This is a genomic window from Pseudomonas sp. FA-1 (assembly GCF_056856075.1).
The window spans coordinates 177,074-203,463 of sequence record NZ_JBWXTH010000008.1; the positions used below are offsets into that span (position 1 = coordinate 177,074).

Below are 26,390 nucleotides of genomic sequence, written 5' to 3' on the forward strand. Positions count from 1 at the left end.
GGTGGCCTTGCGGTGCCCATTGGACGTAAGTCTATAAGCTGCGGCGCGCGCTGCCCGGAGGCGCTTGGGTGTCAAATAGACGACGAAAGGCAGCTTGCATAGCGGTGTTTTGCGGTCTCAACTTTCAGCAACGGGATTTTTTTGACGAGATGACCATGGCTGAGCATGACGAGATCCTGAGTGACGCCGAGCGCGAAGCCTTGGCCAGGGTGAGCGCGCCTTCTGCTCCGCCGCAGGTGGTGCTGGTGGTGGATGACGATGCTGCGACCCGCGAGGCCCTTTGCCTCTATCTGAAGGCGAAGGGTTTTGAGTGCCTGTCTGCCGACGGCGCACAGGCAGCGTTGGAGCAGCTCAGGGGTAACCGGGATATTGGCCTGATGATCACCGATTTGCGTATGGCGCCAGAGGATGGCCTGGGGTTGATCCGGCTGGTGCGCGAATCGGAGCGGGCGGAATTGTCGATCATCGTGGTGTCGGGCGACACCGACGTGAAGGAGGCGGTGGATGTGATGCACCTGGGGGTGGTGGACTTCCTGCTCAAGCCGGTGGACCTGGGGAAGTTGGTGGCGCTGGTGAGGAAGGAGTTGCGGCTCGACCCGTAAAAGCAATCACGGGACAAGGCCGTGATGAGGGCCGCAAGGCGGCCCCGGGTAACGCCAGTCAGTTAAGCCTTATCGGCTGCATTTGGGGCTGCTTCGCAGCCCATCGCCGGCAAGCCGGCGATGGGGTCTTAACTGACAGGCATTCGCCCCTGGGGTATCACAGCCCGTTACGTGCCTTGAACTCGCGACGACGGCGGTGCAGCACTGGCTCGGTGTAGCCGTTCGGCTGCTTGGCGCCTTCGATCACCAGTTCGATGGCGGCCTGGAACGCGATGTTGTCATCGAAGTTCGGGGCCATCGGGCGGTACTGGGCGTCGCCGGCGTTCTGCTTGTCCACCACCGCGGCCATGCGCTTGAGGCTTTCAAGCACCTGCTCTTGGGTGACGATGCCGTGGCGCAGCCAGTTGGCCAGCAACTGGGCCGAGATGCGCAGGGTGGCGCGGTCTTCCATCAGGCCGACGTCGTTGATGTCTGGCACCTTGGAACAACCCACGCCCTGGTCGATCCAGCGGACCACGTAGCCGAGGATGCCCTGAGCGTTGTTGTCCAGCTCGTTGCGGATCTCGTCGGCCGACCAGTTGGTGTCGGCCGCCAGCGGGATGGTCAGGATGTCGTCCACCGAGGCCGGTGCACGCTTGGCCAGCTCGCGCTGGCGCTCCTGCACGTTGACCTTGTGGTAGTGCAGGGCGTGCAGGGTGGCGGCGGTCGGCGACGGTACCCAGGCGGTGTTGGCGCCGGCCAGCGGATGGGCGATCTTCTGCTCGAGCATCGCGGCCATCAGGTCAGGCATGGCCCACATGCCCTTGCCGATCTGGGCGCGGCCTTGCAGGCCGGTGGCCAGGCCGATATCGACGTTGTTGTTCTCGTAGGCGCCGATCCATTTTTCGTTCTTCATGGCGCCCTTGCGCACCACGGCGCCGGCTTCCATGGAGGTGTGGATTTCGTCACCGGTACGGTCGAGGAAGCCGGTGTTGATGAACACCACGCGCTCGGCCGCCGCCTTGATGCAGGATTTGAGGTTGACCGTGGTACGGCGCTCCTCGTCCATGATGCCGACCTTGACGGTATTGCGCGCCATGCCCAGCAGGTCTTCGACGCGGCTGAAGATCTCGGCGGCGAATGCCACTTCCTCAGGGCCGTGCATCTTCGGCTTGACGATGTAGACGCTGCCGGTGCGGGTGTTCTTGCGGGTGGTGTTGCCCTTGAGGTTGTGCAGGGCGATCAGGTTGGTGAACAAGCCGTCCTGGATACCTTCCGGGATCTCGTTGCCCTGGCCGTCGAGGATCGCCGGGTTGGTCATCAGGTGGCCGACGTTGCGCACGAACAGCAGCGAACGGCCGTGCAGGGTGACGGTGCCGCCAGCGGCCGCGGTGTATTCGCGGTCAGGGTTCATGGTGCGGGTGAAGGTCTTGCCGCCTTTGGTCACGTTCTCGGACAGGTCGCCTTTCATCAGGCCCAGCCAGTTGCGGTAGACCACGACCTTGTCGTCGGCATCGACGGCGGCGACGGAGTCTTCGCAGTCCATGATGGTGGTCAGCGCCGATTCCATCAGGATGTCCTTCACGCCGGCGGCGTCGGTGCTCCCGACCGGGGTGTTGGCGTCGACCTGGATCTCGAAGTGCAGGCCGTTGTGCTTGAGCAGGACTGCGGTCGGCGCGGCGGCGTCGCCACGGTAGCCGATAAGCTGGGCATCGTCGCGCAAGCCGCTGTTGCTGCCACCTTTGAGGGCGACGACCAGCTTACCGCCTTCGATGCGGTAGCCGGTGGAATCGACATGGGAGCCGGCAGCCAGGGGCGCGGCTTCGTCGAGGAAGGCGCGGCCGAAGGCGATGACCTTGTCGCCACGGACCTTGTTGTAGCCCTGGCCTTTCTCGGCGCCGCCTTCGTCGCTGATGGCATCGGTGCCGTACAGCGCGTCATACAGCGAGCCCCAGCGGGCGTTGGCGGCGTTCAGGGCGAAGCGGGCGTTCATCACCGGCACCACCAGCTGCGGGCCGGCCATGTGGGCGATTTCTTCGTCCACGTTCTGGGTGGTGGCCTGGAAATCGTCGGCTTGTGGCAGCAGGTAGCCGATTTCCTGGAGGAAGCTCTTGTAGGCTACGGCGTCATGGGCCTGGCCTTTGCGCGCCTGGTGCCAGGCGTCGATCTTGGCTTGCAGTTCGTCGCGCTTGGCGAGCAGGGCTTTGTTCTTTGGAGCGAGGTCGTTGATGATCTTTTCCGCACCCGCCCAGAACTGCTCGGCGACGATGCCGGTCCCTGGAATGGCTTCGTCGTTGACGAAGTCGTACAGGACCTTGGCGACCTGAAGGCCACCGACTTGAACGTATCCAGTCATTGCTTGCCTCACTCTGCTCAGCTATTTCGCTCTTCTGTATTAAGCCTGTAGCGCTTCTCTAAACACGGCACCAGTACTTGCCCTCGTGTGTGAGCGCGGCTGGGTGCGGCTCGCCAGACGGGCCGGCGGGCGGGTTGCGTATTTTCACAGGCGCCTTGGCAGACATCCAAACGACGTTTTGTAGTCCGCGCCGCGGCATACTACATGAAGCAGTAGGCGGGGTGGAATCAGACTAAAAGCGTCGTTGTGCGACCAACAGATCGCATAGGGTCACGCTGGGAGACGTTATGTTCGCAAAAAACAGGTGGATTGTTCCAGATAAATCTTGAAACAGTACACGATTCGTTGTGCGGACCGCCCTGCGGCAGGTTGCCGCGCCTTGCCTATACTGTTGCGATGCCCCCGTATTTCGCCGTGCGCAGCGGCGCCGGCCACCTGACTAGCAGAGCTGAGGAGCGGCCCCGTGGACCATCTTGTACTGACAGTGATCGCCCCCGACAAGGCCGGGCAGGTCGAACGCATCGCTCAATGCATTGCCGAGCATAACGGTAACTGGCTGGAGAGTCGCATGTCGCGGATGGCCGGGCAATTCGCCGGGATCCTGCGGGTCGCGGTGCCGGCCGAATCCTACGATGACCTGGTCGAGGCCCTGCACAAGCTGTCCAGCCATGACATCCGCGTGCTGATCGCCGAGAGCGGCATCGAGCCGTCCTGCACCTGGAAGCCGATCGCCATGGAGCTGGTGGGCAACGACCGGCCGGGTATCGTGCGGGACATCACCCGCTTGCTGGCCGAGCAAGGCGTGAACCTGGAGCGCTTCACCACCGAGGTAAGGCCGGCGCCTATGAGTAGCGAGCCGCTGTTCCATGCCGATGCGTTGCTGGCGCTGCCCCTGACCCTGTCACTGGATGATCTGCAGCACAGGCTGGAGAGCCTGGCCGACGACCTGATGGTGGAGCTCAAGCTGCGGCCCGAAGACTGAGCGCCGAGTATGTTCGCGGGTAAACCCGCGAAAGAGGTTATCCCAAGATCATGGGGGCGGTGCTGTGGATAACCTGGGGGCGCTCCTCCCCAGCCCAAGAAATTCGCAGGCTCCAGAGCTTTGAGCAAAAAACGTCCAGATATCAGGGGCTTGTGCACAAAGCACGGGGACGAGGGTGTGGATAACCTTTGGAGATGTCTCTGCAGGCCCCGTAATACGAGGCCTCCAGAGATTTGATCGTTTTTTGATCAGCTTCGCTTGCGCAAACTCAACCAGGCATCGACGCTATAGATGGCCAGGCCCGCCCAGATGAACATGAACGCCATCAGGGTGCTGGAGGACAGCTGCTCACCGAACAGCAACACCGCCTGCAGCAACACCAGGGTCGGCGCCAGGTACTGCAGGAAGCCCAGCGTGGTGTAGGGCAGGTGGCGTGCGGCGGCGTTGAAGCACACCAGCGGCACCAGGGTGACCGGCCCTGCGGCCATCAGCCAGAGCGCTTCGCTGCTGGTGTAGAACTCGGCCTGGGCGCTGGTCGCCGTTGGATGCAACAACAGCCAGCCGAGGGCCAGGGGTACCAGCATCCAGGTTTCCACCACCAGCCCTGGCAGGGCTGCCACCGGCGCCTGCTTGCGGATCAGGCCATAGAAGCCGAACGACAGCGCCAGCACCAGCGAAACCCAGGGCAGGCTACCGACCTGCCAGACCTGCTGGGCCACACCCACCGCCGCCAGCCCCACCGCCAGCCACTGCAGGCGACGCAGGCGCTCGCCGAGCAGCAGCATGCCCAGCAGCACGTTGACCAGCGGGTTGATGTAGTAGCCCAGGCTCGCCTCGAGCATGCGCCCGTTGTTCACCGACCAGACATAGGTCAGCCAGTTGCCAGCGATCAGTGCCCCGCTCAGGGCCAGGATGGCCAGGCGGCGCGGGTTGTCGCGCAGTTCGCGCCACCAGCCCGGGTGCTTCCAGACCAGCAGCAGGAGCGAGCCGAACAGTGCCGACCAGAGTACGCGGTGGACGATGATCTCGACCGCCGGAACGCTCTGGATGGCTTTGAAGTACAAGGGGAACAGGCCCCAGATGATATAGGCGCTCAGGCCCAGGATATACCCGCGACGCGGGTTTGCGGCGTGCATGCAGATTCCTTGCTTAGGTAACTAAATACAGCACGCCTATTGTAGACAGAGCGCCCAGCGCTTCTAAAACAATTTCAGCGGTTCTTCATCCAATGCGGCGATCTGTTCGCGCAGGGCGAGGATCTGGTCGCCCCAGTAACGTGGCTGGCCGAACCAGGGGAAGCTGGGCGGGAACGCCGGGTCGTCCCAGCGTCGGGCCAGCCAGGCACTGTAGTGCAACTGGCGCAGGGCGCGCAGGGGTTCGATCAGCGCCAGCTGGCGTGGGTCGAAGTCATGGAACTCGTTGTAGCCGTCGATCAGTTCGGCCAATTGGCCCATGCGTTCTTCGCGGCTGCCGGCGAGCATCATCCACAGGTCCTGGACCGCCGGGCCCATGCGGCAGTCGTCCAGATCGACGATATGGAACGTCTCGTCACGGTACATCAGGTTGCCGGGGTGGCAATCGCCGTGCAGGCGGATCACCTGGTGCGGGGTGCGTGCATAGATGGCTTCGACCCGCTGGAGCACGTCGCGGGCGACGGACTCGAAGGCCGGCAGCAGCTCGCGGGGAACGAAATCGCCGGCGAGCAGGGTTTCCAGCGAGGCGTGGCCGAAGTTATCCACTGCCAGTGCTTCACGGTGCTCGAACGGCCGCGCCGCGCCGACCGCGTGCAGGCGGCCGAGCAGTTGGCCAAGGCGGTAGAGCTGGTCCAGGTTGCCGGGTTCCGGCGCGTGGCCGCCCCGCCGTGGGAACAGGGTGAAGCGAAAGCCCTGGTGTTCGAACAGGCTGCGGCCGTCGTGCTGCAGCGGGGCGACGACCGGTACCTCGCACTCGGCAAGTTCGGCGCTGAAGCGGTGTTCCTCGAGGATGGCATCGTCGCTCCAGCGGCCGGGGCGGTAGAATTTGGCGATCAGCGGTTGCGCCCCTTCGATGCCCACCTGGTAGACGCGGTTCTCGTAGCTGTTGAGCGCCAGCACCCGGGCGTCGCTGAGAAAGCCCAGGCTTTCCACGGCATCCAGGACCAGGTCGGGGGTGAGGGTATCGAAGGGGTGGGACATGGAAGCTCCAGGCACGAGGGTGCGATGGACGCCATGGTAACGCAGGTTTGGAATGGGCTGGGGAGCCTTCGCGCAGGCCTCTTCGCGGGTGCGCGGCAAATGGTCGGGCTACAGCGGCACGCCCAGCAGCACGTAAGACGGGTGGAACTGCGCCTGCACCCGGCTGCCTGGGATGACCTTGGTCTGCTCCAGCCAGCGCGTCTCGGCGAACGCACAGAGCGTCTGCCCATTGCCCAGGACCAATCGCACCTCGCTGGGCCCGTTGTCATCGGCCAGCATGTCCTCGACCGTGGCCTGCAGGCAGTTGCTGCCCTCGGCGGCCGAGTCAGCCTCGCCGAGCACCTGCACCCAGCCTGCCTTCAGCAAGGCCACCACAGGCGTGCCCAGCGCCAGCTCCAGACGCTCGGTGCTGTCGCGGGTGATCAACGCTTCGATTTCCAGGCTGCCGCCCAGGTCCAGGCTGACACGGTCATGCCGCCCTTCACGGCGCAGCCCGCTGACCTGTCCATGCAGCTGGTTACGCGCACTGGTACGCAGCATCAAGCGGCCGAGCAGGTCGAGGTCGCTGCTTTCTTCCGCCGCCTCGAAGACCTGTGCTTGCAGCGCCTGCAACCGTTGGTACAGACGCAGGACCCGTTCGCCCTCGGCGGACAACCGCGCCCCGCCGCCGCCCCGCCCTCCGGTGCTGCGCTCCACCAAGGGGCGGCTGGCCAGGTTGTTGAGCTCGTCGATGGCATCCCAGGCGGCCTTGTAGCTGATGCCGGCAGCCTTCGCGGCGCGTGTGATCGAGCCCTGTTCGGCGACGTGCTGCAGCAAGGCGATGCGCTGCGGGCGACGGGCGATGTGCTGGGTGAGCAGGGCGGGTAGGGACATGGTGGCGTATCGGTCGTGGTGAGGATGCAGTGACGGTGCCGCTCGCCTGCAGGCAAGTCAAGGTTATGCAACAGGTACGGTAGGCCAGCCCCCAAGGCTGCGCGACACTCAACCCTGCCCCGGCTTGGGCGTACGCGCCAGGCAATACACATCGACCCGCCGCGCCCCGGCCTTGCGCAGCAATATCGCGATGGCCTGGGCGGTTGCACCGGTGGTCAGCACGTCATCGACAATGGCCAGGTGCAGCCCATCGAGCCGCGCCCCGGGCGCCAGGCCGAAGGCCATTCGCAGGTTACGCTTTCGTGCCCGGGCACCGAGGGTTTGCTGGGCCGGTGTATCGCGGGTGCGCTGCAGCAGCGTTTCATTGCACGGGACCGCCAACTGCCTGGACAGCCATCGGGCAAGCATCGCCGCCTGGTTGAAGCCCCGCTGGCGCAGTCGACGCCGTGTCAGGGGCACGGGCAACAACTGGTCAGGTTTTGCCATGCCCTCCCCGTAGCGATGCAGCAGGGCCTGCCCCAGCAGCAAGGCCATCAGCCGGCCCAGCGGCCACTGGCTGCGGTGCTTGAAGCGGCTGACCAATGCATCGACCGGAAAGCCGAAGTGCCACGGTGCCACGACTTGCTCGAAGGCTGGCGACACGCGACTGCACTGGGCGCAGGTCAAGCCGCTCATCGGCAAGGGCAGGGCGCAACGGGTGCAGTGCTCGTCCAGCCAGGGCAGGGCCTGTTCGCAGTGCATGCACAATGGGTAAGGCTGTGCGCTGGTTTCATCGCAGAGCAAACAGGTGTGATCAATATTTGAGCACTTGTAAACCATGCGCTTTATGGGTGGTTGACAGTCCATGGTCCTTCCCTGAGTATGCGGCGTATCCGTGATGCGCTGGCGGGCTTTCCTGTCCCGGCGCCAGTCAAAGCCTAAACAAGGAAACGCCGATGAGCGCCAGCACAACTGCAACAACACGTCACGACTGGACCCTCGCCGAGGTCAAGGCTCTGTTCCAACAGCCGTTCAACGACCTGCTTTTCCAGGCGCAGACGGTGCACCGCGCGCATTTCGACCCTAACCGCGTGCAGGTTTCCACCTTGCTGTCGATCAAGACTGGCGCCTGCCCGGAAGATTGCAAATATTGTCCGCAGTCCGGCCACTACAACACCGGGCTGGAAAAGCAGAAGCTGATGGAAGTGCAGAAGGTCCTGGAAGAAGCCGCCCGCGCCAAGGCCATCGGCTCTACCCGCTTCTGCATGGGCGCTGCCTGGAAACACCCGTCGGCCAAGGACATGCCCTACGTACTGGAGATGGTCAAAGGGGTCAAGGCCATGGGCCTGGAAACCTGCATGACCCTCGGCAAGCTCGACCAGGAGCAGACCAAGGCCCTGGCAGAGGCCGGTTTGGACTACTACAACCACAACCTTGATACCTCGCCGGAGTTCTACGGCAGCATCATCACCACCCGCACCTACGGCGAACGCCTGCAGACCCTGGCCTACGTGCGCGACGCCGGGATGAAGATCTGCTCCGGCGGCATCCTCGGCATGGGCGAGTCGCTCGATGACCGCGCAGGCCTGTTGATCCAGTTGGCCAACCTGCCGGAGCATCCGGAGTCGGTGCCGATCAACATGCTGGTCAAGGTCGCCGGTACGCCGTTGGCCGACGAGGAGGATGTCGACCCGTTCGATTTCATCCGCATGCTGGCGGTGGCACGCATCCTGATGCCCAAGTCCCATGTGCGCCTCTCCGCCGGCCGCGAGCAGATGAACGAACAGATGCAGGCCCTGGCCTTCATGGCCGGTGCCAACTCGATCTTCTACGGCGAGAAACTGCTGACCACGGCCAACCCTCAGGCCGACAAGGACATGCAGCTGTTCGCCCGCCTTGGTATCCAGCCAGAAGCCCGTGAAGAGCACGCCGACGAAGTGCACCAGGCGGCCATCGAACAGGCGTTGGTCGAGCAGCGCAGCAGCGAGCTGTTCTACGACGCAGCTTCGGCCTGACCATGGCCTTCGACCTGGCGGCCCGCCTGGCCGAACGGCGCGCTGCGGACCTGTATCGGCGGCGGCCGCTACTGGAAACCCCCCAGGGGCCGGAGGTGGTGGTCGACGGCCAGGCGCTGCTGGCCTTCTGCAGCAACGACTACCTGGGGCTGGCCAACCACCCCGAGGTGGTCGCGGCCTGGCGCGCTGGCGCCGAACGCTGGGGCGTCGGTGGCGGCGCCTCCCATTTGGTGATCGGCCACAGCACCCCGCACCATGAGGTGGAAGAAGCCCTCGCCGAATTGACCGGGCGCCCGCGTGCGCTGCTGTTCTCCACGGGCTACATGGCCAACCTCGGCGCCATCACAGCGTTGGTCGGGCAGGGCGATACCGTGCTGCAGGACCGTCTCAACCATGCCTCGCTGCTCGATGGTGGCCTGCTCAGCGGTGCGCGCTTCAGTCGCTACCTGCACAACGACGCGGCCAGCCTGGCCAGCCGCCTGGCCAAGGCCACCGGCAATACCCTGGTGGTTACCGATGGCGTGTTCAGCATGGATGGCGACCTGGCCGACCTGCCGGCGTTGGCACGAGCCGCGCGCGCGCGCGATGCCTGGCTGATGGTCGATGATGCCCATGGCCTGGGCACGCTCGGTGCCAATGGCGGCGGTATCGTCGAGCACTTCGGCCTGGGCGTGGAAGACGTACCGGTATTGATCGGCACCCTTGGCAAGGCCTGCGGCACCGCAGGTGCCTTCGTGGCCGGCAGCGAAGAACTGATCGAGGCGTTGGTGCAGTTCGCCCGGCCCTACATCTATACCACCAGCCAGCCGCCGGCGCTGGCCTGCGCCACGCTCAAGAGCCTGGAGCTGCTGCGCCGCGAGCGCTGGCGTCGCGAGCACCTCGAGGCGCTGATCCGCCAGTTCCGCCGGGGCGCTGAACAGATTGGCCTGGACCTGATGGACAGCCCGACCGCGATTCAGCCGATCCTGATCGGTGACAGCGCGCGCGCCCTGCAGTTGTCACGCATGCTGCGCGAGCGGGGCCTGCTGGTCACCGCCATCCGCCCGCCGACCGTACCTGCCGGCAGCGCCCGTTTGCGCGTGACCCTCAGCGCAGCGCACAGCGAGGCCCAGGTCCAGCTATTGTTGAATGCATTGGCCGAGTGTTACCCCTTGCTGGAGTCCGCCGATGCGTAACCGATTGATCCTTCTGCCGGGCTGGGGCCTGGGCACTGCTTCGCTGGAACCGTTGGCCGCGAGCCTGCGCGCGCAGGACCCGCGCTTGCAGGTCGAACTGCGGCCATTGCCGGAGCTCGCCGATGGCGATGTCCAGGCCTGGGTCGAGCGCCTCGACCGCACGCTGCCCACCGACAGCTGGTTGGGTGGCTGGTCGTTCGGCGGCATGCTCGCCAGCGCGCTGGCGCACAAACGCGGCGACCATTGCTGCGGCCTGCTGACACTGGCCAGCAACCCCAGTTTCGTCCAGCGTCCGGATTGGGCCCATGGCATGGCGGTGGACACCTTCGGCACCTTCCTCGATGGTTGTCGCAGCCACCCCCAGGTGACCCTCAAGCGTTTTCGCACCCTGTGCAGCGAAGGCGCGCAGATGCCGCGCACCTTGTTGCGGCAATTGGGCATAGGCGTGCCCGACACCGACCCGTTGTACCTGGCCACAGGCCTCGAAGTCCTGGCCAAGCTCGATACCCGCAATGCCCTGGAGCAATACGGCGGGCCTCAGCTGCATTTGTTCGCCGGCAGCGACGCGCTGGTACCGGCAGAAGCGGCCAAGGCCCTTAGCGAACTGTTGCCGGACGTGGAAGTCGGCCTGGTCGAAGACAGTTCCCACGCCTTCCTGCTGGAATACCCACAGGAACTGGCGGCGGGCATCAAGAGTTTCCTGCATGAGAGTGGCGATGACTGACCTTTCCCGTCCGACCCTGCCCGGCACGTTGCCGGACAAGCGCCAGGTCGCGGCCTCGTTCTCCCGCGCAGCGGCCAGCTATGACAGCGTGGCGGCCTTGCAGCGTGCGGTAGGTATGTCCCTGCTCGAGCAGTTGCCGGCAGGCCTGCAACCTGCGTGCTGGCTTGACCTGGGTAGCGGCACAGGGCATTTCAGCCGAGCATTGGCCAAGCGTTTCCAGGGGAGCGCCGGCGTGGCGGTGGACATCGCCGAAGGCATGTTGCGCCACGCCCGTGAGCAGGGTGGCGCCCAGCATCATGTGGCCGGCGATGCTGAACGGTTGCCGCTGCGCGATGAAAGTGTCGACCTGGTGTTCTCCAGCCTCGCGGTGCAGTGGTGCAGCCAGTTCGCCAGCGTGCTGGGCGAGGCCTGGCGTGTGCTACGGCCAGGCGGTGTGCTGGCATTCAGCAGCCTGTGTGTTGGCACGCTCGACGAGCTGCGCGCCAGTTGGCAGGCCGTGGACGGGCTGGTGCATGTCAACCGCTTCCGGCGCTTCGAAGACTACCAGCGACTGTGCGGCGAGAGCGGCTTGCAGGTGCTTGGCCTGCAGCGGCGCCCCCATGTGCTGTATTACCCCGATGTACGCAGCCTGACCCATGAGCTCAAGGCCCTGGGCGCGCACAACCTCAACCCGGGGCGGCCATCCGGGCTGACCGGACGGGCGCGCATGCAAGGTTTGTTGCAGGCCTATGAAAGCTTCCGCCAGCCGCAGGGCCTGCCAGCCACCTATCAGGTGGTGTATGGGGTGTTGCGCAAACCGCTCGCAGGCGAGGTGTGACATGGGCCAGGCCTATTTCATTGCCGGTACCGACACCGACGTCGGCAAAACCACCATCGCCGCCGGGTTGCTGCATGCAGCACTGTCCCAGGGGCTGAGCACCTTGGGTGCCAAGCCAGTCGCCTCGGGGTGTACGGTGACGGCCAAAGGGCTGCGCAATGCCGATGCCCTGGCGCTGATCGACCAGAGCTCTGTGAAGCTGCCTTACGAGCAGGTCAACCCTTTCGCCTTCGAGCCGGCCATCGCTCCCCATGTGGCGGCCCGCGAGGCAGGCGTAAGCCTGGAGGTTTCGACGTTGCTGGCCGCCATGCGCCATGTACTGGACCAAGGCGCCGACTTCACCTTGGTCGAGGGGGCCGGGGGCTGGCGGGTGCCGTTGTCTGGTCATGCCAACCTGTCGGACCTGGCCATTGCCTTGAAGCTGCCGGTGATCCTGGTGGTGGGCGTGCGCCTGGGCTGCATCAACCATGCCCTGCTCAGTGCCGAGGCGATCGCCCGGGATGGCCTGCAGCTGGCCGGGTGGGTGGCCAATATCGTCGACCCGCGGACCTCACGGCTGGAGGAAAACCTCGCCAGCCTGGCCGAGCGCCTGCCGGCGCCCTGCCTGGGCAGGGTACCGCGGCTCAAGCAAGCGACGGCCGAGGCGGTGGCGGAGCACTTGCAACTGGATTTGCTGGACTAGCGCCACACGTTCACGCACCTCTGTAGGAGCGGACTTGTCCTGCGGTCGGACATATAGCTCCATGGCCACACGCTATTGCATGGCATAAGGCTATTAGGGATTTAAACGGGCCTTTTCCGCCAATGGCTGCTTTAATGAGGCCTGCTCTTCATCCGATTCTTTGGAGCCCTGACATGGAAATCACCGGTAGCACTGCCTATTACGCAGGCCTTGGCGCCCTCCAGGCCGGGCAGCACCGTGTCGACCAGGCTGCCAGTCAAATCGCCAACGGCGCCGTCGAGCGTGCCGCCACCAGCCAGTCCAGCGACTATCAGGCCGAGCGCTTGCGCGCCGTCGACCGCAGCCAGCAGATAGATCTGGCCACCAGCAGCGTCGAGTCGGCCCTGGGCAAGCATCACGTCGAGCTTGGCGCCAAGATCGCCAAGGCTTCGGACGAAATGCTCGGGCGATTCATCGATACCTACGCCTGATTAACGGGGCGCGTTTCCCTGTAGGTCCGCCGCACCGTCGCACCTGCAGGGACCCGCGCGGTCATTGGGTGCGCGGGATGGTGGCATTTATGCCATGTTTCGCGGCACAAATGGCACCATAGTCCGTCCTTGACATTGGCCTGTGCTAAACGTAAGTTTCAAACAACTGTTTGACGCAAAGCCGCCAAGAGCTGGTCGGTGCCCGCGGTCTTTCCACCGGACTCATCACAGAGGTTCATCGCTATGCCTGATTACAAAGCCCCCTTGCGTGATATTCGCTTCGTTCGCGACGAACTGCTCGGCTACGAGGCGCACTATCAGAGCCTGCCGGGTTGCCAGGACGCCACGCCCGACATGGTCGATGCGATCCTCGATGAAGGCGCGAAGTTCTGTGAACAGGTACTGGCCCCGCTGAACCGCGTCGGCGACCAGGAAGGCTGCACCTGGAGCGAGTCGGGCGTTAAGACCCCGACCGGCTTCAAGGAAGCCTACAAGCAATTCGTCGAAGGTGGCTGGCCGAGCCTGGCCCATGACGTCGAGCACGGCGGCCAGGGCCTGCCGGAGTCGCTGGGCCTGGCCCTGAGCGAAATGGTCGGCGAGTCGAACTGGTCGTGGGGCATGTACCCAGGCCTGTCCCATGGCGCGATGAACACCATCTCCGCCCACGGCACGCCCGAGCAGCAGCACACCTACCTGACCAAGCTGGTATCCGGCGAATGGACCGGCACCATGTGCCTGACCGAACCGCATTGCGGTACCGACCTGGGCATGCTGCGCACCAAGGCCGAGCCCCAGGCCGATGGCAGCTACAAGGTGTCTGGCACCAAGATCTTCATTTCTGCGGGCGAACACGACATGGCCGAGAACATCGTCCATATCGTCCTGGCCCGCCTGCCCGACGCCCCGGCGGGCACCAAGGGCATCTCGCTGTTCATCGTGCCGAAGTTCCTGCCCAACGCCGAAGGCGGTGTAGGTGAGCGCAACGGCGTGAGCTGCGGTTCCATCGAACACAAGATGGGCATCCACGGCAACGCCACCTGCGTGATGAACTTTGACGGTGCCACCGGCTATCTGATCGGCCCGGCCAACAAGGGCCTGAACTGCATGTTCACCTTCATGAACACCGCTCGCCTGGGTACCGCGCTGCAAGGCCTGGCTCACGCCGAAGTGGCTTTCCAGGGTGGCCTGAAGTACGCCCGTGAACGCCTGCAGATGCGCTCCCTGACTGGCCCGAAGGCGCCAGACAAGGCCGCCGACCCGATCATCGTCCACCCGGACGTGCGCCGCATGCTGCTCACGATGAAAGCCTTCGCAGAGGGTAACCGCGCGATGGTGTACTTCACCGCCAAGCAGGTGGACATCGTCAAGTACAGCCAGGATGAAGAAGCGCGCAAGAAGGCCGACGCCCTGCTGGCCTTCCTCACCCCGATCGCCAAGGCGTTCATGACTGAAGTCGGTTTCGAAGCGGCCAACCACGGCGTGCAGATCTATGGCGGCCACGGCTTCATCGCCGAGTGGGGCATGGAGCAGAACGTGCGCGACAGCCGCATTTCCATGCTGTACGAAGGCACCACTGGTATCCAGGCCCTGGACCTGCTTGGCCGCAAGGTGCTGATGACCCAAGGCGAGGCGCTCAAGGGCTTCACCAAGATCGTCCACAAGTTCTGCCAGGCCCAGGAAGGCAACGAAGCCGTCCAGGAGTTCGTCACGCCGTTGGCGGCGCTGAACAAGGAATGGGGCGAGCTGACCATGAAGATCGGCATGGCGGCGATGAAGGACCGTGAGGAAGTCGGTGCTGCTTCGGTGGATTACCTGATGTACTCCGGCTACGCCTGTCTGGCCTACTTCTGGGCCGATATCGCCCGCCTGGCTGCGGAAAAACTGGCCGCCGGTACCGACGAAGTCGCGTTCTACACCGCCAAGCTGCAGACCGCGCGCTTCTACTTCCAGCGCATCCTGCCGCGCACCCGTGCCCATGTGGCCGCGATCTTGTCCGGTGCCGACAACCTGATGGCGATGAAGGAAGAAGACTTCGGTCTGTCCTGCTAAACCGCCCGGCTGTACCAGAAACCGTCTGCCCTGACCGGCAGGCGGTTTTTTTTGGCTGCGTTTGATGGAGTGGGGCTTAGGGGGGGCGAAGATCGCGCGCCACCCGCGCGGGCGCTTGCCCGATGCGCATATTCATCTATTCATGTGCGCTGCCGATGAACTAAAGGCACAATGCCATTATTGATCTGCCGGGTCGGAGATTGCCTTTTGTTTCGTCTATCCGCTGTACGCGCGAGCCACTTCCTGCCCTCGCTGTTCCTGTTGCTGGGAGGGTTGGCGGCGGCCTATGTGAAGGACCTCAATGTGTTCTTCACTTCCTTGTTCAACGTACTGCCCACCCTCGTGCTGCTGCTGGGTGGAGCCTATTGCGCGGTGTATCGAAGGCAGCGCGAGCTGTTCCTGATGGTCACGGTGTATATCGCCTATTTCCTGCTCGATACCCAGACCGATTTCTACCGCGACAACGGTAAGGTGCGTGAGGACGCGGCAGTGGTGTTCCACATGGTCTGTCTGCTGTTACCGGCGTTGTTCGGGCTGTACGGGGCCTGGCAGGAGCGCACTCACCTGGCCCAGGACCTGCTGGCGCGTTTCGCGGTGCTGTTCGCGGTGGGCAGCGTGGCGTTGGCCCTGGAGCAGCGCTACCCGGACGCCTTGCTGGGGTGGTTGGCGGAGATTCGCTGGCCTTCGCTGCATGGACAATGGATGAGCCTTGTCCAACTGGCATATCCCGTGTTCCTGGGCATGTTCATCCTCCTCGTGGTGCAGTACCTGCGCCAGCCAAGGCCGTTGCATGCGGCGCAGGTCATCGGCCTGCTGGGCATCTTCTGGATGCTGCCCAAGACCTTCATCCTGCCGTTCACCCTCAACATCATGTGCAGCCAGGTGATGCTGATGATCGCCGCAGCGGTGTCCCACGAGGCCTACCAGATGGCGTTTCGCGACGAACTGACCGGCCTGCCGGGCCGGCGGGCACTGAACGAGCGCTTGCAGCGGCTGGGGCGCAACTATGTGATCGCCATGACCGACGTGGACCACTTCAAGAAATTCAACGACACCCATGGGCATGATGTCGGTGACCAAGTGCTTCGCCTGGTCGCCAGCCGGTTGGGCCGGGTGACCGGAGGAGGGCGTGCCTACCGCTACGGCGGCGAGGAGTTCGCCCTGGTGTTTGCCGGCAAGACTGCCGAGGAATGTACGCCGCACCTGGAGGCCGTGCGCGAAATGATCGCCAACTATGCGATCCAGCTGCGCGACCGGAACAACCGCCCACAGGACGACTCGGCAGGGAGGCAGCGCCGCGCTGGGGCGCCGGGCAATGCGGTATCGGTGACCATCAGTATCGGCGTCGCCGAGCGCCAGGCTGCCCATCGCACGCCGGACGACGTGCTCAAGTCCGCCGACCAGGCGCTCTACAGCGCCAAGGGCGCGGGTCGCAACTGTGTCATGGTGTTTGGCGAGCATTCCAGGCGTGGTGCAGTACGCATGGCGTGACTATGTATGATTATTTGGTCGCGTGATGACCCTATGTCTCGCAAACGTTGTTCGGGTACACTCGTTTCACCTAGTGCCGCGGTCCTGCCGGATCGCCCCGACCCTTATAGCGAGAGGTTGTCATGGCTGACTATAAAGCGCCCCTGCGCGATATGCGTTTCGTTCTGAATGAAGTCTTCGAGGTGGCCAAGCTCTGGCAGCAATTGCCTGCCCTGGCCGAGGCTGTCGATGAAGAGACCGCCATGGCCGTGCTGGAGGAAGCGGGCAAGGTCACCAGCAAGACCATCGCCCCGCTGAGCCGCAGTGGCGATGAAGAGGGGTGCCATTGGGAGAACGGCGCCGTACGCACGCCGGCAGGCTTCATCGAGGCCTACAACACCTATGCCGAAGGTGGCTGGGTGGGCGTCGGGGGCGACCCGCTGTTCGGCGGCATGGGCATGCCCAAGGCGATTTCCGCTCAGGTCGAGGAGATGGTCAACGCTTCTAGCCTGGCCTTCGGCCTGTACCCGATGCTGACCGCCGGGGCGTGCCTGTCGATCAACGCCCATGCCAGCGAAGCGCTGAAGGAAAAATACCTGCCCAACATGTATGCAGGTGTGTGGGCAGGCTCCATGTGCCTGACCGAGCCCCATGCCGGCACCGACCTGGGTATCATCCGCACCAAGGCCGAGCCCCAGGCAGACGGCAGCTACAAGGTCAGCGGTACCAAGATCTTCATCACCGGCGGCGAGCACGACCTGACCGAGAACATCATCCACCTGGTGCTGGCCAAGTTGCCGGACGCACCGGCCGGCCCGAAGGGGATCTCGCTGTTCCTGGTGCCGAAGTTCCTGGTCAACGACGATGGCAGCCTGGGCGCACGTAACCCGGCCAATTGCGGGTCGATCGAACACAAGATGGGCATCCAGGCCTCGGCGACTTGCGTCATGAACTTCGACGGCGCCACCGGCTACTTGGTGGGCGAGGCGAACAAGGGCCTGGCGGCGATGTTCACCATGATGAACTACGAACGCCTGGGTGTCGGTATCCAGGGCCTGGCGTCGGCCGAGCGCTCCTACCAGAACGCTGTCGAATACGCCCGCGAGCGCTTGCAGAGTCGTGCGCCAACCGGGCCCCAGGCCAAGGACAAAGCGGCCGACCCGATCATCGTTCACCCCGATGTCCGCCGTATGTTGCTGACCATGAAGGCGTTGATCGAAGGTGGCCGCGCGTTCTCCACCTACGTTGCCATGCAGCTGGACAGCGCCAAATACAGCGAAGACGCCACGACCCGTAAGCGCAGCGAGGACTTGGTGGCATTGCTGACGCCAGTGGCCAAGGCCTTCCTCACTGATCTGGGCCTCGAGTGTGCGGTGCACGGTCAGCAGGTATTCGGCGGCCATGGCTACATCCGCGAGTGGGGTCAGGAGCAGTTGGTGCGTGATGTGCGTATCACTCAGATCTACGAAGGCACCAATGGCATCCAGGCCCTGGACTTGATGGGGCGCAAGGTGGTGGGCAATGGCGGTGAGTTCTACCGCCTGTTCTCCGACGAGATCCGCCTGTTCATCGCCAGCGCCGGCTCCGAGCTGGGCGAGTTCACCACCCCGCTCGCCACATCGCTCGAGCAACTCGACGGGCTCACCGAATGGGTGTTGGCGCGGGCCAAGGGCAACCCCAACGAAATCGGGGCGGCATCGGTGGAATACCTGCATGCCTTCGGTTACGTCGCCTACGCGTACATGTGGGCGCTGATGGCTCGCGCTGCGCTGGCAGGTAAGGGCGACGAGGCCTTCTATGCCGCCAAGCTGGGTACCGCACGCTTCTATTTCGCTCGTCTGTTGCCGCGTGTGGGCTCGCTGGTGGCCTCGGTCAAGGCGGGCAGCGAAACGCTCTACCTGCTCGACGCCGCGCAGTTCTGACCTGGTTGGTGTAAGCCCGCTCCTACAGAGCCCTGGCGGTGAAGTAGGAGCGGGCTTTTTTGTGGATGGCTTTTAACAAGAAGTTACATTCATGTGTGATTTTGTAAGCTATCTCCTACACGACGTGACGGTGTTTTTCCTCTTTCCTAAGATTGGATCCACGGTTAATCTTTCTCACAAGGACGTAGCGCAGGAAGCGCAAAGGACAGAACAGGGACACGTAGGATTCCTGCCAGGACGGTGGGGCGATAGGGATGTCGAAGGGAAACAGTCTGGGAAACCCCGCTTAGGCGGGGTTTTCTTTGTGTGCGTTTTTTCAGCCAAGCACGTCCAGGGGCGACATGCCGGGCTGACGTACGTCGGCCTCCTCTTCCAGCAATGTGCGCAGCAACTCCACCGAGGCCTGCTGGCGTTGGGCATCGCGAAATACCAAGCCTACCTTCAGTGGTACCCGCGGTTCGCTCAAGGGCTTCCACAGCAATGTCTGGTCGTCTTCTCCTACATCCTTGGCCCGCCCAGGCAAGATGGTCGCCAACGCGGTGTGCGCCAGGCTGTCGAGAATCCCTGCCATGTTGTTCATCTCTGCCTCCACTTGCGGCCTGCGCCCCAGGTTGGCCAACTGGGTCTGCCAGATCTGGCGCATCTGGAACTCCTCGCCGAGCATCAGCATGGGCAATTCCGCAGCCTGGCGTACCGAGACCTTCTTGAAATCCTTCAGGGGGTGGGTATTGGGGATGACCAACTGGAGTTCGTCTTCATACAGCAACAGGCCATGCAAGCCAGGTTGGCGGGGTGGCAGGTAGCTGATACCGATGTCCAGGCTGCCGTTGAGTAGGCGCCGCTCGATTTCCATCCCCGAGAGTTCATAGATCTGCACCACCAGGTGCGGCTGAGCTTTGCGCACACGTTCGAGCAATTGCGGCACCAGGCTGGGCCGCAGGGTGCGCATGACGCCGATGGCCAGGGTACGCAGGGCTTGGCCCTTGAAGTTGCGCATGGCCTCGTGGGCGCGCTGCAGGCCATCGAGCAACGGCAAGGCATGGTTGTACAGGGTGTGGGCGGCCAGGGTGGGCAACAGGCGCTTGTTGCTGCGCTCGAACAGGTTCAGGTCGAGGCTGTGCTCGAGGTGGCGGATCTGCTGGGAGAGTGCGGGTTGAGACAGCGACAGGCGTTCGGCGGCCCGGCCCACATGGCCTTCTTCATACACCGCGACGAAATAACGCAACTGACGAAAATCCATAAGTTCTACTTATCGAAAAAGCTGGAAAAACCAAATGGCCGCGAACCCGCGACAAGCCTAGTCTATCGCTGTATTCCGGCGGTTCACAGCAACCTTTGCAGCTATTGTTACCCGTTCGGAAAAAGACTTTTGATAGGCCAGGCAAAATAAATCTTCCTCATAAGCCTTGGCTGCCTTCTACCGTGCATGGCTGGAGCCCCGATGAACCTGTTCAACCTGCGCCGATCGACCCCTGTGGTCGCCGAGCCCAAGCGCGCGCTCGTGAGCGAGCCGCTGGCAGCGCCCCTGTCTCGCGAGCGGCTGATGCCAAGCGCAGAGCGGGCACTGCAGGTGTTCGTACGTGGGCAGGGCTCCTGGTTGTGGGATGACCAGGGGCACGCCTATCTGGATTTCACCCAGGGTTGCGCGGTCAACAGCCTGGGCCACAGCCCCAGCGTGCTGGTCAAGGCCCTGGCCAACCAAGCGCAGGCGCTGGTCAACCCCGGGGCGGGTTTTCATAGTCGCGGCCTGCTGACGCTCGTCGACCAGCTGTGCCAGAGCACGGGCAGCGACCAGGCCTACTTGCTCAACAGTGGTGCCGAGGCCTGCGAGGGCGCAATCAAGCTGGCGCGCAAGTGGGGCCAACTGCATCGCAATGGCGCCTATCACATCATCACCGCCAGCCAGGCGTGCCACGGGCGTAGCCTGGGCGCCCTGTCGGCCTCCGACCCGCTGCCATGCAATCGCTGCGAGCCCGGCCTGCCGGGCTTTAGCAAGGTCCCATTCAATGACCTGGCGGCCCTGCATGCAGCCGTGGACTCGCGCACCGTGGCGATCATGCTCGAGCCGATTCAGGGCGAGGCCGGTGTGATCCCTGCCACGGTCGAGTACCTCAAGGGTGTCGAGCAGCTGTGCCGCGAGCTGGGGATCCTGTTGATCCTCGACGAGGTCCAGACTGGCATCGGTCGTTGTGGTGCCTTGCTCGCCGAACAGACGTACGGCGTACGCGCCGACATCATCACCCTGGGTAAAGGCTTGGGGGGCGGCGTGCCGCTGGCGGCCCTGCTGGCCCGTGGCACAGCGTGTTGCGCCGAGCCTGGCGAGCTGGAGGGCAGCCATCATGGCAACGCCTTGATGAGCGCCGCAGGCCTGGCAGTACTCAAGACCGTGCTGGAGCCTGGTTTCTTCGAGCACGTGCAGGATAGTGGCCGCCACCTGCGAGAAGGGCTCAGCCGGCTGGCCGGTCGGTACGGCCAGGGCGAGGTGCGTGGCCAAGGGCTGCTCTGGGCCTTGCAGCTGCGCGACGAACTGGCCAGGGAACTGGTCGAGGCCGCGCTGCATGAGGGTTTGCTGCTCAACGCGCCGCAGGTGGACGTGGTGCGATTCTCTCCGGCACTGACCGTGAGCAAGGGCAATATCGACGAGATGCTCCTGCGCCTGGCCCGGGCCTTCGCCCGCCTGCATGTCCAGCAACACAGCCGCCGCGAGGTATCGGCCTGAATGGCCGCCGCGACGTAACGAATTTCAACGAACCGTCTCGCGTTCCTGCGCATCGCCCTTGGCCTGCAGTTTTTGGCCCGGGGCGTTTTTTTTGCCCGGTGGATGGGCACAACGCAGTCCGCCGCTGTCCATGGAGGAACCTTGGAGGAATGCAGCTAGTCTCTTGTTAAACCTAACAAGGAGAGCATTGCATGGACTTCATTCGCATCATCATCGCCATCATTCTTCCGCCACTGGGCGTGTTCCTTCAGGTGGGCTTCGGCGGTGCGTTCTGGCTGAACATCCTGCTGACGTTGCTCGGTTACATTCCAGGCATCGTGCATGCGGTCTATATCATCGCCAAGCGGTGATATCGCTGGGGCCGCCATGCGGCCCCAGGACGCTACCTGCCTAATACCCGGCAATAGAACTTCCATTCTTCTTCCAGTGCATGGGCCAGGTGCCTTGCCTGGCGAAACCCATGCCGCTCACCGGCATAGAAATGCCCCTCGGCCTCGACGCCGTTGGCCTTGAGCGCGTCGAGCATGGCGCGGGTCTGCTCTGGCACCACCACGGCATCCAGCTCGCCCTGGAAGAAGATCACCGGCGCCTTGATCCGCCCGGCATGCAGCAAGGGTGTGCGTTGCCGGTAGCGCTCGATGTCACGTTCAGGGTCGCCGATCAGCCAGTCCAAGTAGTCGCCTTCGAACTTGTGCGTGGCGCGCCCCAGGGCGACCGGGTCGCTGACGCCGTAGAGGCTGGCGCCAGCGCGGAACACGTCATGAAAGGCCAGGGCGCACAAGGTGGTATAGCCGCCGGCACTGCCACCGCGGATGAACGCCTTGTGCGGGTCGACCAGGCCCAGCCCGGCCAGGTGATCGACCGCGGCGCAGGCGTCCTGCACGTCGAGTTCGCCCCAGCGCAGGTGCAAGGCGTGGCGGTAGGCACGGCCATAGCCGCTGCTGCCGCGGTAGTTGAGGTCGGCCACGGCGAAGCCACGCTGGGTCCAGTACTGGATGCGTGGGTCGAAGACGGGGTAGCAGGCCGAGGTCGGGCCGCCGTGGATGAACACCACCAGCGGAGATGGCCCTTCCTGGCCTCTGGCCGGGTAGTAGAAACCATGGGCCTCGCCATCGCCGCTGGGGTAGCGAATCGGGCGCGGGCGGCTGACCCGGGCGGCGGGGAGCGGCAGGCCACCGCCAGCCAATACCCGGGCATGCCCGGTCTGCCGGTCGAAGGCGATGACCGCCGGTGGATTCAGTGGCGAGGCGGCGATGGCATAGACGTGCCGCTCATCCAGGGCCAGGCTGCGAAAACGCGTGTAGTCGCTGCCCAAGCGCTGGGCCGGCTGGCCCCCGCTGCGCAACCCCAGCAGTCCGAAACCGTCCTCGAACCAACTGGCAAGGTACGCGTCTGGCCCGAGCGCCAGCCAGGTGCTTGCGCCCAGCTGCCAAGGCGCGGCGGCATGATCCGCAGCGATAGCCGGCAAGGGCTGCCAGGCACCGTCGACCTCACCCCAGGGTTGCCAATAGCCGTTGCGGTCGGACAGGCAGTACAGCCGGCCCTGGGTATCGAAGCGCGGCTGCTGCAAAGACGCCTGCTGGCCAGCATCGCCTGCGACACAACGGGCTGGGCCCCAGCCACCTTGGCGGTCGCGCTCCCGGCACATCAGACGGGTAGCGGTCCAAGGCTGCTCGGGGCGATCCCATTCGACCCAGGCCAGGCGCCGGCCATCGTCACTGAGCGTAGGCGAGGCATAGAAATCCGCGCCTTCGGCCAATACCTTCCGGGCCTCGGCGCTGATCGCGACCAGCCGGTGTTGCACCTGGCTGGCATGGGCCTCCTCCACCGCGAATACCCAACCCTCATGCCACAGCACATCGCCATAGCGGCATTGCGTAGCTTGGGTCAGCGGACGTGGCGCCGAGCCGCCGAGGGCTTGGGTATACAGCTGCTGGTCGCTTTCATTGACGAACACCAGCCCGTCGCCGCCAAGGCAGAAGCTGCCACCGCCATATTCATAGACCCGGCTGCGCGCACTGAAACCGTCGGGCGTCAGGCAATGGGCCTGTTCGTTACGCCAGTGCCAGAGGCGGCAGGCACCATCGGCGGGGCGGAACTCGTTCCAGAACAGGCCGGCGGCGCCGACCTTGAGTTCGGCGAAGTCGGTGCCGGCAGCCACGGCCTGGGCAGCACTGAAATCAGCCTCGGGCAATGACATGGGAGTTGCGCTCATTGCGGAAGGTCATCTCTTCGATGGTCTGCTGGGCGGTCTCGGCTTCTTCACGGGCCTTGAGGATGAGGCCGTGGTCGGCCGACTTGGCGCACACCGGGTCGGCATTGCTGGCATCGCCGGTGAGCATGAATGCCTGGCAGCGGCAGCCGCCGAAGTCCTTTTCCTTTTCGTCGCACGAGCGGCATGGCTCGGGCATCCAGTCGTAGCCGCGGAAGCGGTTGAAGCCGAAGGAGTCGTACCAGATATGCCGCAGGTCATGCTCCCGTACATTGGGAAACTGCACCGGCAACTGGCGTGCGCCATGGCAGGGCAGGGCGGTACCGTCGGGGGTGATGGTGAGGAACAGGCTGCCCCAGCCGTTCATGCAGGCCTTGGGGCGCTCCTCGTAGTAATCCGGTGTGACGAAGATCAGCTTACAGGGGTTGCCGGCCGCCTTGAGCTTCTCGCGGTATTCGTTGGTGATGCGCTCGGCCCGTTCCAACTGTGCGCGGGTAGGCAGCAACCCCAGGCGATTGAGGTGCGCCCAGCCATAGAACTGGCAGGTGGCAAGCTCGACGAAATCGGCTTCCAGGGCGATGCACAGCTCGATGATGCGGTCGATCCTGTCGATGTTGTGCCGATGGGTGACGAAGTTCAGCACCATCGGGTAGCCGTGGGCCTTTACCGCCCGGGCCATCTCAAGCTTCTGGGCGAAGGCTTTCTTCGAGCCGGCCAGCAGGTTGTTCACCTGCTCGTCGCTGGCCTGGAAGCTGATCTGGATATGGTCCAGGCCAGCCTGCTTGAATGCGGCAATCTTCTGCTCGGTCAGGCCGATGCCCGAGGTGATCAGGTTGGTGTAGTAGCCAAGGCGCCGCGCCTCGCCGATCAGCTCGACCAGGTCCTGGCGCACCAGCGGCTCACCGCCCGAAAAGCCCAGCTGGGCCGCGCCCAGCTCGCGGGCCTGGGCCATCACGCTGAACCACTGCTCGGTGGAAAGCTCCTGGCCCTGGGCGGCGAAGTCCAGCGGGTTGGAACAATATGGGCACTGCAGCGGGCAGCGATAGGTCAGCTCGGCCAGCAACCACAGCGGCAAGCCAACCTCGGGCTTGGCCGGCACGTCAGGCGAGGACGATCCAGTGTTCGGCACGGGCCACCTCCATGAACTGCTCGATATCGTCGGCCACTTCCGGGATACCGGGGAACTGGCGCTCCAGTTCGGCGATGATCGCTGCCACGTCACGCTGCCCATCGATCAACGCACCGATCAGGCCCGCGCTTTCATTGAGCTTGATCATGCCCTCGGGGTAGAGCAGTACATGGCCCTTCTGCGCCGGCTCATACTGGAAACGATAGCCCGGGCGCCAGTTCGGCACCTGTCGACGGTCGAAACTCATAGGGCGATCCCCTTGTGCCAGGCCCGCTCGTTGGTAACGGTGTGGTAGGGCGGGCGGTTCAATTCATAGGCCATGCTCATGGCATCGAGCATGGTCCACAGGATATCCAGCTTGAACTGCAGGATCTCCAGCATACGCTCCTGGCCCTGGCGGGTGGTGTAGTGCTGCAAGGTGATCGCCAGGCCGTGTTCGACATCACGCCGGGCCTGGCCCAGGCGGGTGCGGAAGTATTCATAGCCGGCCGGGTCGATCCAGGGGTAGTGCTGGGGCCAGCTGTCCAGGCGCGACTGGTGGATCTGTGGGGCGAACAGCTCGGTCAGCGAGCTGCTGGCGGCTTCCTGCCAGCTGGCGCGGCGGGCGAAGTTGACGTAGGCGTCCACGGCAAAGCGTACGCCTGGCAGTACCAGTTCCTGGGAGCGCAACTGCTCCGGATCCAGGCCCACGGCCTGGCCCAGGCGTAGCCAGGCCTCGATGCCGCCATCTTCGCCCGGGGCGCCGTCGTGGTCGAGCAGGCGCTGAATCCACTCGCGACGCACTTCGCGGTCCGGGCAGTTGGCCAGGATCGCCGCATCCTTCATCGGGATGTTGACCTGGTAGTAGAAGCGATTGGCCACCCAACCCTGGATCTGCTCGCGGGTGGCGCGGCCTTCGTACATCGCTACGTGGTACGGGTGGTGGATATGGTAATAGGCGCCCTTGGCGCGCAGGGCCTGCTCGAACTCGGCAGGGGACATCGGCAGTGCGTCGCTCATTCGGCGGACTCCTGTTATGGCGAGGTCTTTGTAGGAGCGGGCTTGCCCCGCGATCAAGGGCGAAGCCCTTGCCATGTTCCGGCGTTCTGCCGGGGCGGCCCTGTCGCGGCACAAGGCCGCTCCTACAAGGGGCGAGCAGCCCCCTTACAACTCGATACTCATACCGTCGTAGGCAACTTCGACGCCCCGGCGTTGCACTTCGGCCCGTTCGGGGGACGCTTCGTCGAGGATCGGGTTGGTGTTGTTGATGTGGATGAGCACCTTGCGCTGGCGAGGGAAGCCCTCCAGCACCTCGAGCATACCGCCTGGGCCATTCTGCGCCAGGTGGCCCATCTCGCGGCCGGTACGGGTGCCTACGCCCCGACGCTGCATTTCGTCATCCTCCCACAGCGTGCCGTCGACCAGCAGGCAGTCGGCGTCTTGCATCATCTGCAGCAGCTTGTCGTCCACCTGGCCAAGGCCTGGGGCGTAGAACAGCTTGCCGCCGGTACGCAGGTCCTCCACCAGCAGGCCAAGGTTGTCACCGGGGTGCGGGTCGAAGCGGTGCGGTGAATAGGGTGGTGCGGCGCTGCGCAGGGGGAAGGGGGTGAACCTGAGGTTCGGGCAGGCTGGGATGACGAAGCTGCCTTGCAGCTCGATGCGGTTCCACACCAGGCCACCGTTCCAGTGGCTGAGCATATTGAACAGCGGGAAACCGGTGGTCAGGTCTTGGTGGACCATGTCGGTGCACCAGACCTGGTGCGGGCAGCCTTCACGCAGGCTGAGCAGGCCGGTGGTGTGATCGATCTGGCTGTCGAGCAGGACGATCGCGTCGATGCCGGTATCGCGCAGGGCACGGGCTGGCTGCATGGGCGCGAAGCCCTGCAACTGCGCGCGGATGTCCGGCGAGGCGTTGCACAGGACCCAGTGCTCACCGTCATCGGAGAGGGCAATGGACGACTGGGTACGCGCTGTGGCGCGCAGGGTGCCGTCGCGGTAGCCCTTGCAGTTGACGCAGTTGCAGTTCCACTGGGGAAAACCGCCGCCAGCGGCGGAACCGAGGATCTGGATGTACATGGCCCC

General features: G+C 64.3%; 24 protein-coding genes. 13 read left to right on the forward strand and 11 right to left on the reverse strand.

Annotation, left to right across the window (positions count from 1 at the left end; translation table 11 throughout):
• Positions 1–149 precede the first annotated feature (149 nt).
• Positions 150–602 carry a response regulator gene (locus AC1MHZ_RS16135; RefSeq protein WP_324812455.1) on the forward strand — a complete coding sequence of 151 codons (453 nt, stop codon included), beginning with the start codon at positions 150–152 and terminating at the stop codon, positions 600–602.
• A gap of 157 nt (positions 603–759) precedes the next feature.
• Here the strand turns inward: AC1MHZ_RS16135 and AC1MHZ_RS16140 are convergent, their stop codons facing one another.
• A complete protein-coding gene (locus AC1MHZ_RS16140) occupies positions 760–2,937 on the reverse strand; it encodes a malate synthase G (RefSeq protein ID WP_482966610.1) in 2,178 nt (725 codons plus the stop codon).
• A gap of 463 nt (positions 2,938–3,400) precedes the next feature.
• Here AC1MHZ_RS16140 and AC1MHZ_RS16145 point away from each other — a divergent pair, with 463 nt between their 5' ends.
• Entirely contained in the window at positions 3,401–3,919 is a 519-nt protein-coding gene (locus tag AC1MHZ_RS16145) for a glycine cleavage system transcriptional repressor (protein WP_084856265.1), read from the forward strand.
• Positions 3,920–4,167: 248 nt separating this feature from the next.
• Here the strand turns inward: AC1MHZ_RS16145 and rarD are convergent, their stop codons facing one another.
• The 4 genes from rarD to AC1MHZ_RS16165 all read right to left on the reverse strand — a co-directional run bounded on the left by rarD (position 4,168) and on the right by AC1MHZ_RS16165 (position 7,812).
• Entirely contained in the window at positions 4,168–5,055 is an 888-nt protein-coding gene (gene rarD, locus AC1MHZ_RS16150) for an EamA family transporter RarD (protein WP_084856263.1), read from the reverse strand.
• Between the two features lie 63 nt (positions 5,056–5,118).
• Positions 5,119–6,093 carry a serine/threonine protein kinase gene (locus tag AC1MHZ_RS16155; RefSeq protein WP_084856262.1) on the reverse strand — a complete coding sequence of 325 codons (975 nt, stop codon included), beginning with the start codon at positions 6,091–6,093 and terminating at the stop codon, positions 5,119–5,121.
• A gap of 108 nt (positions 6,094–6,201) precedes the next feature.
• Complete coding sequence (locus AC1MHZ_RS16160; protein ID WP_482966611.1) at positions 6,202–6,966, reverse strand: TOBE domain-containing protein; 765 nt, start codon at positions 6,964–6,966, stop codon at positions 6,202–6,204.
• Between the two features lie 108 nt (positions 6,967–7,074).
• Entirely contained in the window at positions 7,075–7,812 is a 738-nt protein-coding gene (locus tag AC1MHZ_RS16165; protein ID WP_084856258.1) for a ComF family protein, read from the reverse strand.
• An 89-nt stretch (positions 7,813–7,901) separates the two neighbouring features.
• On the opposite strand from AC1MHZ_RS16165, the gene bioB reads away from it, so the two are divergent.
• The 9 genes from bioB (at position 7,902) to AC1MHZ_RS16210 (ending at position 18,269) form a co-directional block, all read left to right on the forward strand.
• Positions 7,902–8,960, forward strand: coding sequence for a biotin synthase BioB (bioB, locus tag AC1MHZ_RS16170; protein ID WP_224457690.1), 1,059 nt, complete (start codon positions 7,902–7,904; stop codon positions 8,958–8,960).
• A 2-nt stretch (positions 8,961–8,962) separates the two neighbouring features.
• Positions 8,963–10,135 (forward strand): 8-amino-7-oxononanoate synthase, encoded by a 1,173-nt coding sequence (bioF, locus tag AC1MHZ_RS16175; RefSeq protein WP_416768075.1) that lies wholly within the window; start codon positions 8,963–8,965, stop codon positions 10,133–10,135.
• Positions 10,128–10,859, forward strand: a complete 732-nt coding sequence (locus tag AC1MHZ_RS16180; RefSeq protein WP_084856252.1) for an alpha/beta fold hydrolase — start codon at positions 10,128–10,130, stop codon at positions 10,857–10,859. Before bioF ends, AC1MHZ_RS16180 begins: the two co-directional genes overlap by 8 nt.
• The gene (gene bioC / locus AC1MHZ_RS16185) at positions 10,852–11,676 is read left to right on the forward strand and encodes a malonyl-ACP O-methyltransferase BioC (RefSeq protein ID WP_368829616.1); all 825 of its coding nucleotides are present in this window, start codon (positions 10,852–10,854) and stop codon (positions 11,674–11,676) included. Before AC1MHZ_RS16180 ends, bioC begins: the two co-directional genes overlap by 8 nt.
• A 1-nt stretch (position 11,677) precedes the next feature.
• The gene (gene bioD, locus AC1MHZ_RS16190; protein ID WP_324812426.1) at positions 11,678–12,358 is read left to right on the forward strand and encodes a dethiobiotin synthase; all 681 of its coding nucleotides are present in this window, start codon (positions 11,678–11,680) and stop codon (positions 12,356–12,358) included.
• 173 nt (positions 12,359–12,531) lie between these two features.
• Positions 12,532–12,828 carry a pyrroloquinoline quinone biosynthesis protein PqqE gene (locus tag AC1MHZ_RS16195; protein ID WP_482966612.1) on the forward strand — a complete coding sequence of 99 codons (297 nt, stop codon included), beginning with the start codon at positions 12,532–12,534 and terminating at the stop codon, positions 12,826–12,828.
• A 243-nt stretch (positions 12,829–13,071) separates the two neighbouring features.
• Positions 13,072–14,877 (forward strand): phenylacyl-CoA dehydrogenase, encoded by a 1,806-nt coding sequence (locus AC1MHZ_RS16200; RefSeq protein ID WP_084856245.1) that lies wholly within the window; start codon positions 13,072–13,074, stop codon positions 14,875–14,877.
• A 207-nt stretch (positions 14,878–15,084) separates the two neighbouring features.
• A complete protein-coding gene (locus AC1MHZ_RS16205; protein ID WP_084856243.1) occupies positions 15,085–16,368 on the forward strand; it encodes a GGDEF domain-containing protein in 1,284 nt (427 codons plus the stop codon).
• Positions 16,369–16,490: 122 nt separating this feature from the next.
• On the forward strand, positions 16,491–18,269 hold the full coding sequence (locus AC1MHZ_RS16210; RefSeq protein ID WP_416768073.1) for an acyl-CoA dehydrogenase C-terminal domain-containing protein: 1,779 nt from the start codon (positions 16,491–16,493) through the stop codon (positions 18,267–18,269).
• 316 nt (positions 18,270–18,585) lie between these two features.
• Here the strand turns inward: AC1MHZ_RS16210 and AC1MHZ_RS16215 are convergent, their stop codons facing one another.
• Positions 18,586–19,509 carry a LysR family transcriptional regulator gene (locus AC1MHZ_RS16215; RefSeq protein ID WP_084856238.1) on the reverse strand — a complete coding sequence of 308 codons (924 nt, stop codon included), beginning with the start codon at positions 19,507–19,509 and terminating at the stop codon, positions 18,586–18,588.
• 201 nt (positions 19,510–19,710) lie between these two features.
• Between AC1MHZ_RS16215 and AC1MHZ_RS16220 the strand changes: the two genes are divergently transcribed.
• Positions 19,711–20,988 carry an aspartate aminotransferase family protein gene (locus AC1MHZ_RS16220; protein WP_324812419.1) on the forward strand — a complete coding sequence of 426 codons (1,278 nt, stop codon included), beginning with the start codon at positions 19,711–19,713 and terminating at the stop codon, positions 20,986–20,988.
• A gap of 191 nt (positions 20,989–21,179) precedes the next feature.
• Positions 21,180–21,338 (forward strand): YqaE/Pmp3 family membrane protein, encoded by a 159-nt coding sequence (locus AC1MHZ_RS16225; RefSeq protein WP_009681539.1) that lies wholly within the window; start codon positions 21,180–21,182, stop codon positions 21,336–21,338.
• A 32-nt stretch (positions 21,339–21,370) separates the two neighbouring features.
• On the opposite strand, the gene AC1MHZ_RS16230 is transcribed toward AC1MHZ_RS16225, so the two are convergent.
• The 5 genes from AC1MHZ_RS16230 to pqqB form a co-directional block, all read right to left on the reverse strand.
• A complete protein-coding gene (locus AC1MHZ_RS16230) occupies positions 21,371–23,203 on the reverse strand; it encodes an alpha/beta hydrolase family protein (RefSeq protein WP_482966613.1) in 1,833 nt (610 codons plus the stop codon).
• Positions 23,169–24,329 (reverse strand): pyrroloquinoline quinone biosynthesis protein PqqE, encoded by a 1,161-nt coding sequence (gene pqqE / locus AC1MHZ_RS16235; RefSeq protein ID WP_416768070.1) that lies wholly within the window; start codon positions 24,327–24,329, stop codon positions 23,169–23,171. The genes AC1MHZ_RS16230 and pqqE overlap by 35 nt, the downstream gene beginning before the upstream one ends.
• Positions 24,301–24,576 carry a pyrroloquinoline quinone biosynthesis peptide chaperone PqqD gene (gene pqqD, locus AC1MHZ_RS16240; protein ID WP_084856229.1) on the reverse strand — a complete coding sequence of 92 codons (276 nt, stop codon included), beginning with the start codon at positions 24,574–24,576 and terminating at the stop codon, positions 24,301–24,303. The genes pqqE and pqqD overlap by 29 nt, the downstream gene beginning before the upstream one ends.
• On the reverse strand, positions 24,573–25,328 hold the full coding sequence (pqqC, locus tag AC1MHZ_RS16245) for a pyrroloquinoline-quinone synthase PqqC (RefSeq protein ID WP_084856227.1): 756 nt from the start codon (positions 25,326–25,328) through the stop codon (positions 24,573–24,575). The genes pqqD and pqqC overlap by 4 nt, the downstream gene beginning before the upstream one ends.
• Positions 25,329–25,472: 144 nt before the next feature.
• Positions 25,473–26,384, reverse strand: a complete 912-nt coding sequence (gene pqqB, locus AC1MHZ_RS16250; RefSeq protein WP_084856225.1) for a pyrroloquinoline quinone biosynthesis protein PqqB — start codon at positions 26,382–26,384, stop codon at positions 25,473–25,475.
• Between the last annotated feature and the right edge of the window lie 6 nt (positions 26,385–26,390).

Coding starts and splice junctions, on each gene's coding strand:
- AC1MHZ_RS16135 (WP_324812455.1), top strand. CDS start 150: ATGACCATGGCTGAGCATGACGAGATCCTGAGTGACGCCGAGCGCGAA.
- AC1MHZ_RS16140 (WP_482966610.1), bottom strand. CDS start 2,937: ATGACTGGATACGTTCAAGTCGGTGGCCTTCAGGTCGCCAAGGTCCTG.
- rarD (WP_084856263.1), bottom strand. CDS start 5,055: ATGCACGCCGCAAACCCGCGTCGCGGGTATATCCTGGGCCTGAGCGCC.
- AC1MHZ_RS16155 (WP_084856262.1), bottom strand. CDS start 6,093: ATGTCCCACCCCTTCGATACCCTCACCCCCGACCTGGTCCTGGATGCC.
- AC1MHZ_RS16160 (WP_482966611.1), bottom strand. CDS start 6,966: ATGTCCCTACCCGCCCTGCTCACCCAGCACATCGCCCGTCGCCCGCAG.
- AC1MHZ_RS16165 (WP_084856258.1), bottom strand. CDS start 7,812: ATGGACTGTCAACCACCCATAAAGCGCATGGTTTACAAGTGCTCAAAT.
- bioB (WP_224457690.1), top strand. CDS start 7,902: ATGAGCGCCAGCACAACTGCAACAACACGTCACGACTGGACCCTCGCC.
- bioF (WP_416768075.1), top strand. CDS start 8,963: ATGGCCTTCGACCTGGCGGCCCGCCTGGCCGAACGGCGCGCTGCGGAC.
- AC1MHZ_RS16180 (WP_084856252.1), top strand. CDS start 10,128: ATGCGTAACCGATTGATCCTTCTGCCGGGCTGGGGCCTGGGCACTGCT.
- bioC (WP_368829616.1), top strand. CDS start 10,852: ATGACTGACCTTTCCCGTCCGACCCTGCCCGGCACGTTGCCGGACAAG.
- bioD (WP_324812426.1), top strand. CDS start 11,678: ATGGGCCAGGCCTATTTCATTGCCGGTACCGACACCGACGTCGGCAAA.
- AC1MHZ_RS16195 (WP_482966612.1), top strand. CDS start 12,532: ATGGAAATCACCGGTAGCACTGCCTATTACGCAGGCCTTGGCGCCCTC.
- AC1MHZ_RS16200 (WP_084856245.1), top strand. CDS start 13,072: ATGCCTGATTACAAAGCCCCCTTGCGTGATATTCGCTTCGTTCGCGAC.
- AC1MHZ_RS16210 (WP_416768073.1), top strand. CDS start 16,491: ATGGCTGACTATAAAGCGCCCCTGCGCGATATGCGTTTCGTTCTGAAT.
- AC1MHZ_RS16215 (WP_084856238.1), bottom strand. CDS start 19,509: ATGGATTTTCGTCAGTTGCGTTATTTCGTCGCGGTGTATGAAGAAGGC.
- AC1MHZ_RS16220 (WP_324812419.1), top strand. CDS start 19,711: ATGAACCTGTTCAACCTGCGCCGATCGACCCCTGTGGTCGCCGAGCCC.
- AC1MHZ_RS16225 (WP_009681539.1), top strand. CDS start 21,180: ATGGACTTCATTCGCATCATCATCGCCATCATTCTTCCGCCACTGGGC.
- AC1MHZ_RS16230 (WP_482966613.1), bottom strand. CDS start 23,203: ATGAGCGCAACTCCCATGTCATTGCCCGAGGCTGATTTCAGTGCTGCC.
- pqqD (WP_084856229.1), bottom strand. CDS start 24,576: ATGAGTTTCGACCGTCGACAGGTGCCGAACTGGCGCCCGGGCTATCGT.
- pqqC (WP_084856227.1), bottom strand. CDS start 25,328: ATGAGCGACGCACTGCCGATGTCCCCTGCCGAGTTCGAGCAGGCCCTG.
- pqqB (WP_084856225.1), bottom strand. CDS start 26,384: ATGTACATCCAGATCCTCGGTTCCGCCGCTGGCGGCGGTTTTCCCCAG.